This is a genomic window from Streptomyces sp. NPDC057253, from assembly GCF_042669125.1.
Taxonomy (GTDB): domain Bacteria; phylum Actinomycetota; class Actinomycetes; order Streptomycetales; family Streptomycetaceae; genus Streptomyces.
Genome location: NZ_JBHUXV010000208.1, coordinates 1 through 9,930, shown reverse-complemented (window position 1 = coordinate 9,930; position 9,930 = coordinate 1). Strand labels below are relative to the sequence as shown.

At 72.5% G+C, this 9,930-nt stretch carries 8 protein-coding genes and 1 pseudogene; 1 reads left to right on the top strand and 8 read right to left on the bottom strand.

The genetic code is table 11. From position 1 onward, the window contains the following. Positions 1-31 precede the first annotated feature (31 nt). From ACFULQ_RS46845 to ACFULQ_RS46810, 8 genes and pseudogenes are all read right to left on the bottom strand, one after another. A complete protein-coding gene (locus ACFULQ_RS46845; RefSeq protein ID WP_383557304.1) occupies positions 32-1,072 on the bottom strand; it encodes a PAC2 family protein in 1,041 nt (346 codons plus the stop codon). Between the two features lie 165 nt (positions 1,073-1,237). Continuing rightward, entirely contained in the window at positions 1,238-1,909 is a 672-nt protein-coding gene (locus ACFULQ_RS46840; RefSeq protein ID WP_330268014.1) for a FadR/GntR family transcriptional regulator, read from the bottom strand. Between the two features lie 67 nt (positions 1,910-1,976). Further along, positions 1,977-3,272 carry an amidohydrolase gene (locus tag ACFULQ_RS46835; protein WP_383557301.1) on the bottom strand — a complete coding sequence of 432 codons (1,296 nt, stop codon included), beginning with the start codon at positions 3,270-3,272 and terminating at the stop codon, positions 1,977-1,979. Further along, complete coding sequence (locus ACFULQ_RS46830) at positions 3,269-4,030, bottom strand: nucleoside phosphorylase (protein WP_383557299.1); 762 nt, start codon at positions 4,028-4,030, stop codon at positions 3,269-3,271. The genes ACFULQ_RS46835 and ACFULQ_RS46830 overlap by 4 nt, the downstream gene beginning before the upstream one ends. Continuing rightward, positions 4,027-4,896 carry an ABC transporter permease gene (locus ACFULQ_RS46825; RefSeq protein ID WP_383557297.1) on the bottom strand — a complete coding sequence of 290 codons (870 nt, stop codon included), beginning with the start codon at positions 4,894-4,896 and terminating at the stop codon, positions 4,027-4,029. Before ACFULQ_RS46825 ends, ACFULQ_RS46830 begins: the two co-directional genes overlap by 4 nt. Then, the gene (locus ACFULQ_RS46820; protein ID WP_383557295.1) at positions 4,896-5,969 is read right to left on the bottom strand and encodes an ABC transporter permease; all 1,074 of its coding nucleotides are present in this window, start codon (positions 5,967-5,969) and stop codon (positions 4,896-4,898) included. Before ACFULQ_RS46820 ends, ACFULQ_RS46825 begins: the two co-directional genes overlap by 1 nt. Before the next feature lies 1 nt (position 5,970). Further along, positions 5,971-7,511, bottom strand: a pseudogene (locus tag ACFULQ_RS46815) (ABC transporter ATP-binding protein). Continuing rightward, positions 7,492-8,544, bottom strand: a complete 1,053-nt coding sequence (locus ACFULQ_RS46810; protein ID WP_383557293.1) for a BMP family ABC transporter substrate-binding protein — start codon at positions 8,542-8,544, stop codon at positions 7,492-7,494. The pseudogene ACFULQ_RS46815 and the gene ACFULQ_RS46810 overlap by 20 nt, the downstream one beginning before the upstream one ends. Before the next feature lie 303 nt (positions 8,545-8,847). Here ACFULQ_RS46810 and mtnA point away from each other — a divergent pair, with 303 nt between their 5' ends. Next, entirely contained in the window at positions 8,848-9,879 is a 1,032-nt protein-coding gene (gene mtnA / locus ACFULQ_RS46805; RefSeq protein ID WP_383557289.1) for an S-methyl-5-thioribose-1-phosphate isomerase, read from the top strand. Positions 9,880-9,930: the final 51 nt, after the last annotated feature.

Here is a 9,930-nt window from a genome sequence, read left to right as displayed (position 1 = left end):
GCGCGGGACACCGCGCACCGCCCTCACCGGCTCAGTCCTCCGACGACGCGTCCCCGTCGTCCGGCTCGGCGCCCGTGCCGGTCTCCGCGTCCGTGCCGGTGTCGGCGTCCGTGTCGGCGTCCCGGTCCGCCTCCGGCCTCGGCGGCTTGGGCGGCTTCGTACGACCCGGGCTGTCCCGCAGATAGGCCGTGCTGTCGCTGCCGTCCGTGGTCGCGTGCCCGCCCGGCTGGCCGCCGTCCCGGCGCCGCAGATACCGCTCGAACTCCCGGGCGATCGCCTCGCCCGAGGCCTCCGGCAGCTCCGCGGTGTCCCGGGCCTCCTCCAGCGTCTGGACGTACTCCGCGACCTCGCTGTCCTCGGCGGCCAGCTGGTCCACGCCCACCTGCCACGCGCGCGCGTCCTCGGCCAGCTCGCCCAGCGGGATCCGTACGTCGATCAGGTCCTCCAGACGGTTCAGGAGGGCCAGCGTCGCCTTCGGGTTCGGCGGCTGCGACACGTAGTGCGGCACGGCCGCCCACAGCGACACCGCGGGCACGCCCGCGTGGGTGCACGCCTCCTGGAGGATGCCGACGATGCCCGTGGGGCCCTCGTACTTGGTCTCCTCCAGGTCCATCCGCTGGGCCAGGTCCGGATCGGACGTGGTCCCGCTGATCGGGACCGGACGGGTGTGCGGGGTGTCGCCGAGCAGCGCGCCCAGGATCACCACCAGCTCCACGCCCAGTTCGTGGGCGAAGCCCAGCAGCTCGTTGCAGAACGACCGCCACCGCATCGACGGTTCGATACCTCGGACGAGTACGAGATCGCGCGGCTTGTCACCGCCGACGCGGACCACCGACAACCTTGTCGTCGGCCACGTGATCTTGCGCACTCCGCCGTCCAGCCACACCGTGGGGCGGTTCACCTGGAAGTCGTAGTAGTCCTCGGCGTCGAGCGCCGCGAACACCTCGCCCTTCCACTCCCTGTCCAGATGCGCGACCGCGGTGGAGGCGGCGTCGCCGGCGTCGTTCCAGCCCTCGAACGCGGCCACCATGACCGGGTCGATCAGCTCGGGAACCCCCTCGAGCTCGATCACCCAGCGCCTCCTTCCGACGTGCCCTCGCTTAACGCACCAACCTTACGGCGTCGGGCGGGGGCGCCCGCAGCCCCCTTGCACGGGGGAGTGAACGGATCACTGCCCCGTCCGCCACCCCGGAACACCCCCCGTTCCGGTGCCGCTGGGAGGGTTCACACAGGCTTCTCACAGCGTGGAGCGCAACCACTGCTCCACGCTCGCGATGTGCACGGTCGCCCACGAGCGGGCCGCCTCGGCGTCCCGGTCGCGCAGGGCCGCCAGGATCGCCCGGTGCTCGTGCAGGGTGCGGCTGACCGCGTCCTCCTGGGTCAGACCGCGCCAGATCCGGGCCCGGGTGGTGGGCCCGGACAGGCCGTCCATCAGCGAGCAGAGCACCGAGTTGCCGGAGCTCTGCACGATCCCGCGGTGGAAGTCCAGATCGCAGGCGACCAGCTCCTCCACCGACGGGCTGTCGCCGAGCTTGTCCAACTGGGCGCCGAGTGCGTCCAGTTGCTGCTCGCTGATCCGGGAGGCGGCCATCGCGGTGGCGGCCGGCTCCAGGATGCGGCGCACGGCCAGGAACTCCAGGACCGTGTCGTCGCGGTGGAAGTCCACGACGAAGCTCAGCGCCTCGAGCAGGAGTTGCGGGTCCAGGCTGGTCACATAGGTGCCGTCGCCCTGCCGAACGTCCAGGATGCGGATCAGCGACAGCGCCCGCACGGCCTCGCGCAGCGAGTTGCGGGACAGCCCCAGCTCGGAGGCGAGCTCGCTCTCCTTGGGGAGCCGGTCGCCGGGGCGCAGCGCGCCGGAGACGATCATGCCCTTGATCTTCTCGATCGCCTCGTCGGTGACAGCCATGTCCGGCCTCCTTCTCGCCCCGCACTGCGCTGAGACGTCGGATGTCTCAGCACATTATGCGGCCTGCTCAGACGAGCGCCTCCAGATCCGCGATCACGGCCCGCTCGTCGAGTGTGCGCAGCTCACGGTCCCGCATCAGCACCCGCCCGTCCACGACGGTGTCGCGCACATCCGCCGAGTGCGCCGCGTACGCCAGCGTCGACCACGGGTCGTGCAGCGGCCGCAGATGCGGGGCGTTCAGGTCCAGGACGATCAGATCGGCCCGCTTGCCCGTTTCCAGCGACCCCAGGTGCGCGTCGAGGCCCAGCGCCCGCGCGCCCTCGATCGTCGCCATGCGTACGGCCCGCTCGGCCCCGACCGCCGTCGGGTCGCCGTCCGCCTTGTGCACCAGCGCCGCCTGCCGTACGGCCCCCAACACGTCCAGCGAGTTCGAGCTGACGGCGCCGTCCGTGCCGAGTCCGACGGTCACCCCGGCGCTCAGCAGCCGCGGCACCGGAGCGATCCCGCAGCCCAGCTTCAGGTTCGAGACCGGACAGTGGGCGACCGCGGTGCCGGTGCGGGCCAGCGCCGCGATCTCCGGCCCGGTGAGGTCGACGGCGTGCGCGAGCAGCACGTCGGGGCCGAGGAGTCCGAGCGAGTCCAGCAGCTCGACCGGCCGCTTGCCGTACCGCACCTCGACGGTGGCGACCTCGGTGGCGTTCTCCGCCGCGTGGAGGTGCAGCAGCGCCCCGAACTCCCGGGCCAGGGCGGCGATCCCGGTGAGCTGCTCGGGGGAGAGGGTGTAGGCGGAGTGCGCGAAGACGACGGGACGGCGGCCGGCGTGCGCCCCGCCGCGCGCCTCCAGGTCCCGCCGGGCCCAGCCGAGCCGCTCCTCGTACGCGCGGCCGTCGGGCGGCTCCGGCACGTCCATGAAGGTGGGCCCGGAGTGCAGCCGCCAACCCGCCTCCCGGGCCGCCCGCTCGGCCGCCTCGTGGAACCAGTACATGTCGAGCGCCGAGGTCACCCCGGCCCGGACGCTCTCGGCGATCGCCAGCCGCACGGCCGCCGCCACGTTCTTCGGCGCGAGGAGCGCGGCCTCCGCGGGCAGCACCCGCTCCAGGAAGCCCTGGAGGGTCACGTCGTCGGCGCGGCCGCGCAGCAGGGTCATCGCCAGGTGGGTGTGCGTGTTCACAAGCCCCGGCAGGACGAGACAGCCACTCGCGTCGATGGACTCGTCGGCTGTGAACCGGGTACACAGCTCTTCCGCCTGACCGACGGCCACTATCTCGCCCTCGTGCACGGCGACGGCACCGCTGTGAACCACGGTCCCCGCCTCGTCGACCGTCAGGACGGCACCGCCGTGCACCAACAGGTCGACGGTCACCGCGCGTCCTCCTCCGCGAGCAGCCGCAGCGCCTCCAGCGAGACCACCGCGCCCCGCTCGACACCGGCCGCGACGACCTCGCGGTGCGGGTCGTAGACGCTGGTGCCCTCGTCGTCCACCAGCTCGTCCGCGTTCGCCCCGTCGACCACGAGCACGCCGCCCGCGACGAGCCCCCGCAGCGAGGCGGTCACCAGCAGCGCCGACAGCTCCATCTCGATCGCCGCGAGCCCGGCGCCGTCGTAGGAGAAGAGCGGGAGGAGCCCGGGCTGGAAGGCGGCCCGGGTCCAGACGATGCCCCGGTGGTGCGGGGCTCCCGTCTCGCGGGCCGCGCGCTGGAGCGCGAGGACCGCCTCGGGCGCCGCGACCGCCGGGTACTCGGGCGGCAGCAGCTGCTGGGTCACCCCGTCGTCGCGTACGGCCGCCTCGGCGATCACGAGATCGCCGTCGCCGATGCCGGGCTTCATCGCGCCCGCCGTGCCGAAGCGCAGGAGGGTGCGGACCCCCGCGTCCGCCAGCTCCTGGAAGAGCAGGATCGCGCCGGGACCGCCCACGCCGTGCGAGGCGACGGTGACCGGCACGCCCTTCCAACTGCCGCTGAACACACGGTATTCGCGGTGGTACGACACCTCCACGGCACCGTCGAGCAGGGCGGCGACGGCGGCCGCGCGGGCCGGGTCGCCCACGACGACCGCGTGCGGCGGGAGCCCGGCGCGGGGTATGCGGGTGACGGGGAGGAGGTCTGGCTGGTCCTGGCTCATGAGGCGGCTCCGGACGGAGTAGGGGTACGGCGACGGCGGCGGGCCGTCGTCAGGAAGAGGGCGCCGAGCGTGACGACGTAGGGCGCGGCGTCGGTCGCCTGCTGGGGCAGGCCGAGTCCCTGGAGACGGAAGCCGGCCGCCTCGGCGAGGCCGAAGAGCAGCGCGGCGAGCAGCACACCGACCGGGACCGCACGGCCGAGCATGACCGCGACGACGGCGATCCAGCCGCGGCCCGCCGTCATGTTCTCGGTGAACAAGGTGACGTTGCCTAGGGCGAGTTGGGCCCCGGCGAGCCCGCACAGGACTCCGGAGACCAGGACGGCGGCGTACTTGTACCGCGCCGGGCTCACCCCCAGCGTCGCCGCCGCGTCCGGGGCCTCGCCGACTCCGCGCAGCCTGAGCCCCCACACGTGCCGCGAGAGCAGCACCGCGGCCACGGCGACCGCCGCCCACGACAGATAGGTGAGCGGCGTGAAGCCACCGGCCAACGGCAGCCCGGTCAGTGACGGATCGTCGAAAGTGCCCTGCACACCGAAGACCGTACGCAGGAGGAAGCCGGTCAGGCCGACGGCCAGGAGATTCATGGCCACGCCCAGCACCACCGCGTCCCCGCCCAGCGTCACCGCGCCCACCGCCAGGATCAGCGAGTACGCGGCGGCGGCGAGGGCGGCGGCCAGCACGCCGAGCCAGGCGCTGCCGGTGAACCAGCTGGTGGCGACCGACGTGAAACAGCCCATCAGCATCATGCCTTCGAGGCCGATGTTGAACACGCCGGCCCGTTCGCAGACCGCGCCGCCGAGCGCGGCCAGCAGGATCGGGGTGAGGGCGCGCAGCGCCGACATGAGCAGATCCGAGTCGAGGAACATCACACCGCCTCCTCGGGCTTGTGACGGTCGAAGGTCTCGCGGCGGTTGAACCACCGTCCGGGAAACCGCAGTCGGGCCGCGAGGAACACGATCACGATCGCCTGGAGCACCTGTGTCAGCTCCCGCGGCACCTCGGTCGTCCGCTCCATCGCCAGTCCGCCGACCTGGAGGACGGCGAAGAAGAACGACGAGACCACCGTGCCGAGCGGGGCGGCCGTCGCGAGCAGCGCGGCGGTGAGTCCCGTCCAGGTGTAGCCGGGTGCGGTGAGCGAGCCGTCGACGAAGCGGTACGGGAAGCTCAACACCCCGATCGCGCCCACGAGTCCGGCGAGCGCGCCCGAGATCGACATCAACTTCAGTGTCAGGCCCCGGCGTTCGACACCGGCGTACGCGGCGAAGCGGGAGTTGAGGCCGGTCATGCGGATCTCGTACCCGAACGCGGTCCGCCGGTCCGTGAACCAGTAGGCGGCCGCGGCGAGGACGACGAGCAGCAGCCCGACCGTCACCGTCGAGTCGCCGAACGCGGGCAGCGCCACCCCGTCGGGCATCGCCCGGGTCTGCGGGAGGCTGGAGCCGGGCTCCTTGAGCGGATAGCGGGCCAGCCAGGAGGCGAAGGACACCGCCGGATAGCTCAGCAGCAGACTGCTGACCAGGAGCGGGACGCCGAGCCGGTTCTCGCACAGGGCGGCCAGGGCGGCGTACCCGGCGCCGACCGCCATGCCGGCGAGCAGGGCGAGGACGACCGTCAGGGGCGCCGGCAGCGGCGAGTACAGGCCGGTGACGGCGGCGGTGATCCCGCCGAGCACCATCTGCCCGTCGCCGCCGAGGTTGATCAGCCCGGCGCGCAGCGGGATCGCCAGCGCGAGCGCCATGCCGAGCACGCTGGTGCCGGTGGAGAGCGTGGAGCCGATGCCGTCGGAGCCCAACGAGCCGGTCAGGACCGCCTGGTACGCCGTGATCGGGTCCGCGCCGGTGCCGACGAGGAAGAGCGCGCCGATGAGGACGCCCGCGAGCACGGAGAAGGTGACGGGGGAGCGCAGGGCTCCCCGGGTGCGGTGCAGGAGAGGATTCATGTCAGTCGGCGGCTTCCACTCGCTCGCTCGTGCCGCCCGCCATCGCGAGCCCCAAGGTCCGTTCGTCCGCCTCGGACTTGTCGTACGACGCCGTGATCCGGCCCTCGTACATCACCAGGACCCGGTCCGCGAGCCCCCGGATCTCGCTCAGTTCGGCCGAGACGAGGAGGACGGCGTGACCGGCGTCGCGGTAGGCGATCAGCTGGTCGTGGATGTTCTGGATGGCACCGATGTCGACCCCGCGGGTGGGCTGCTCGACGAGCAACAGCGGGGCGTCATGGGCGAGTTCGCGGCCGATCAGCAGCTTCTGGAGGTTGCCGCCGGACAGGGCACGCGCGGGCACCTCGGGAGCGGACGCCTTGATGCCGAAGCGCTCGATCAGCCGCCGCGCGTGCGCCCGGACGGACGTTGGCGGCAGCAGGCCCCGGTGCGACAGGGACGTACGGTGGTGTCCCATCGCGAGGTTGTCGGCGACGGACGCGGCTGGGGCCGTGCCGACCGCGTGCCGGTCCTCGGGGACGTACGCCAGGCCCTTGAGGCGGCGTTCGGTGGCCGAGGCGTGGGTGATGTCGTCGTCGTTGAGCGTGACCCGGCCGGCGGTGACCGGGCGCAGCCCGGCCAGTGCCTCGACCAACTCGCCCTGTCCGTTGCCCGCGACACCCGCGATGCCGACGATCTCGCCCGCGCGGACGGTGAGTTCGGCCTTGTGCACCCCGGGGGTCGCGAGCCCGGCCACGTCCAGCACCACGTCACCCGCGGTGCCCGGCGCGTGGACGCGGTCCAGTTCGACCGTCCGGCCCGTCATGGCGGCGGCGATCTCGTCGGCGGACGTCCGCGCGGTGACCAGGCGGGCCACCACCCGTCCGTCCCGCAGCACGGTCACGTGGTCGCTGCCCTCCAGCACCTCGCGCAGCTTGTGCGTGACGAGGATCACCGTACGGCCCTGTGCGGCGAGCGACTTGAGCACCGCGAAGAGGGCGTCGGCCTCGGAGGGCGTGAGCACCGCGGTCGCTCGTCGAGGATCAGGGTGCGGGCGCCGCGGTGCAGCAGCTTCAGGATCTCCACCCGCTGACGCAGGCCCACGGGCAGGTCGCCCACGCGCGCGTCCGGGTCCACCGCAAGGCCGTGCTCCGCGGCCAGCTCGCGCACCCGGCGGCGGGCTGCGGCCCGGTCCACCAGGCCGAAGCGGCGCGGTTCGGCGGCGTAGACGACGTTCTCCGCCACCGTCAGCGAGTCGAACAGCTTGAAGCTCTGGTGGACCATGCCGAGCCCGGCGGCCATCGCGTCGGAGGGGCTGCCGAAGGCGACGTCCCGCCCCTCGATACGGATCGTCCCGGAGTCCGGGACCTCCATGCCGTACAGGACCGACATGAGCGTGGACTTGCCCGCGCCGTTCTCGCCCATCAGGGCGTGGATCTCGCCGCGGCGGACGGTCAGGTCGACGGAGTCGTTGGCGAGCGTGCCGGGGAACCGCTTGGTGATTCCCCGGAGCTCGACGGCGACCTCCGCCGACCCGGCGGGTTCAGCCGGCGGCGGGGTCATCGACCGTCAGCTTCCCGGCGACGATCTGGTCGCGCAGCGCCTTCACCTTGGCGAGGACGTCCTGGTGGTCGGCGATCACGCACTTCGAGGAGTCGACGCCGTCCTCCAGGCCGGTGAGGCTGATGCCGCCCTCCTTGAGCCCGTACGACACCGTCGTGCCCGCCTTGCCGGCCAGGACCGACTCGACGCCCTTCTCGACGGCGATGTCCGTGCGCTTGATCACGTTGTCGACGACCGTCCCGGGCGCCGAGGGGCACTGGTTGACGTCCACGCCGTACGCGAACGCGCCCTTGGCCTTCGCGGCCTCGAAGACGCCGTAGTTGCCGGCCGCGGCGGCCGCCATGATCTGGTCGTAGCCCTGGGAGAGCAGGGTGTTCGCCTGCTCCTTGGCGCGGGCCGAGTCGTCGAAGGGGGACTGGCCGCCGACGAAGCGGGTGCCCGTGGCGGTCTTCGGCGCGACCTTCTTGGCGCCGGCCGCGAACGGGTCGCTGTAGCGGCGGAACTGGGGCGTGTCGAGGACGTCGACCGCGCCGACCTTGCCGGACTCGGAGAGCAGACCCGCCTCCGCGCCCGCGAGGTAGACACCCTCGTGCTCGCGGAAGACCGCGCAGCTGACGTTCGGAAACGTCTTCGTCGTGCACGCGTCGATGATCAGGAACTGCTGCTTCGGGTTCTTCTGGGCCTGCTGGGCGACGAGGTCGGCGAACTCGAAGCCGACCAGCACGACGACGTCCGGCTTGGCGTCCACGGCGGCCTGCACGTTCTGCTGCTGGGAGGCGGTGTCCGTGGACTCGTAGACCTTCTGCGTGCCGTCGTGCTGCTTCGCCGCCTGCTTGATGCCGGTGACGGCGAGCTTCAGGAACTCGTTCTGCCCCACGGCGTCCGGGGTGACCAGCGTGAACGTCTTGCCGCTGCCGCCGCTCGCGGAGTCGGAGGCGTCGTTCTTGGCGGCGGCGTTGCAGGCCGTGGCGGCGGTGACCATGAGCGCTGCCGCGGCGGCGACCTGAAGGGCACGGCGGTTTCTGCGGAACATCGGGGGACCTTCCGGGTACGACGAGGACCACGCTCGGCGATGAGCGGGTGAGGGTGCGGGTGATGAGAGGCGCGACGGGCGTGGGGGAGGGCTCAGCGTCGACAGCAGTCGCCGGCACACCGGCCGAAGTCGAGGAAACGGCGCTTGGTCAGCAACACGGGTCTCCTCCTTCGTCTCGGTCTGCGGACTGGGTGCTGGACTTTAACACCCGTTTCCAGACAGCTGCTCGACTGTCTCGAACTGTGGTTCGCCCAGGTCATGTACGGTGGCGAGACCTCACCGGAACATCAGGAGTGCCCCGAAATGCCCCAGGAACTTCGCGCTGTCGAATGGACCGGATCCGGCCTCGCGCTCATAGACCAGACACTGCTTCCGCAGCGCACCGAGACGATGAGTGTCCACGATGTGGACACCCTGGTCGACGCGATCCAGCGCCTCGTGGTGCGGGGCGCGCCCGCTATCGGCGCGGCGGGGGGATACGGCGTCGCCCTCGCGCTGATCGAGGGGGAGCGGGAGGGCTGGTCGGAGGCCGAGGTGCGCGCGGCCGTCGCCCGCGTCCGTGAGGCCCGGCCCACCGCGGTCAACCTCATGGTGTGCGTGGACCGGGTCATGACCCGCTTCGAGGAGGGGCTCGACGCGGTGCTGGAGGAGGCCGCGGCCGTCCAGCGCGAGGACGTCTCCGCGAACCGCGCGATGGGAGCCTTCGGCGCCGACTGGCTGCTCGAACGGGTCGGCGGCGAGCGGCCGTTGCGGATCCTCACGCACTGCAACACGGGCGCCCTGGCCACCGCGGGATGGGGCACGGCCCTCGGAGTCGTCCGCGAACTGCACGCGCGTGGCCGCCTGGAGGTCGTCTACGCCGACGAGACGCGCCCCCTGCTCCAGGGATCCCGGCTCACCGCCTGGGAGTTGGTCCAGGAGGGCATCCCGCACTACGTCCAGGCCGACGGGGCCGCCGCGGGCGCCATCCTGCGCGGTGAGGTCGACGCGGCGATCGTCGGGGCGGACCGCATCGCGGCGAACGGCGACACCGCCAACAAGGTGGGCACGGTGGGCGTGGCCCTCGCCTGCGCCGACGCGGGCATCCCCTTCCTGGTGGCCGCACCGACCACCACGGTCGACCTCGCCACGCCGACCGGCGACGACATCCACATCGAACTCCGCGGCGAGGACGAGGTGTTGGAGTGGGCGGGCGTACGGACGGCGCCGGCCGAGTCGCGCGGCCACAACCCGGCCTTCGACGTGACCCCGGGGCGGCTGGTGACGGGGCTGGTGACCGAGCGGGGCGTCCTGGAGGTCTCGGCCGGTGAACTCCCGGGCGACTGGCTGAAGTAGCCCCCGCGGCAGCAGCCCCGCAGCACAAGAGGGGGTCCCCTGGTCCAGGGG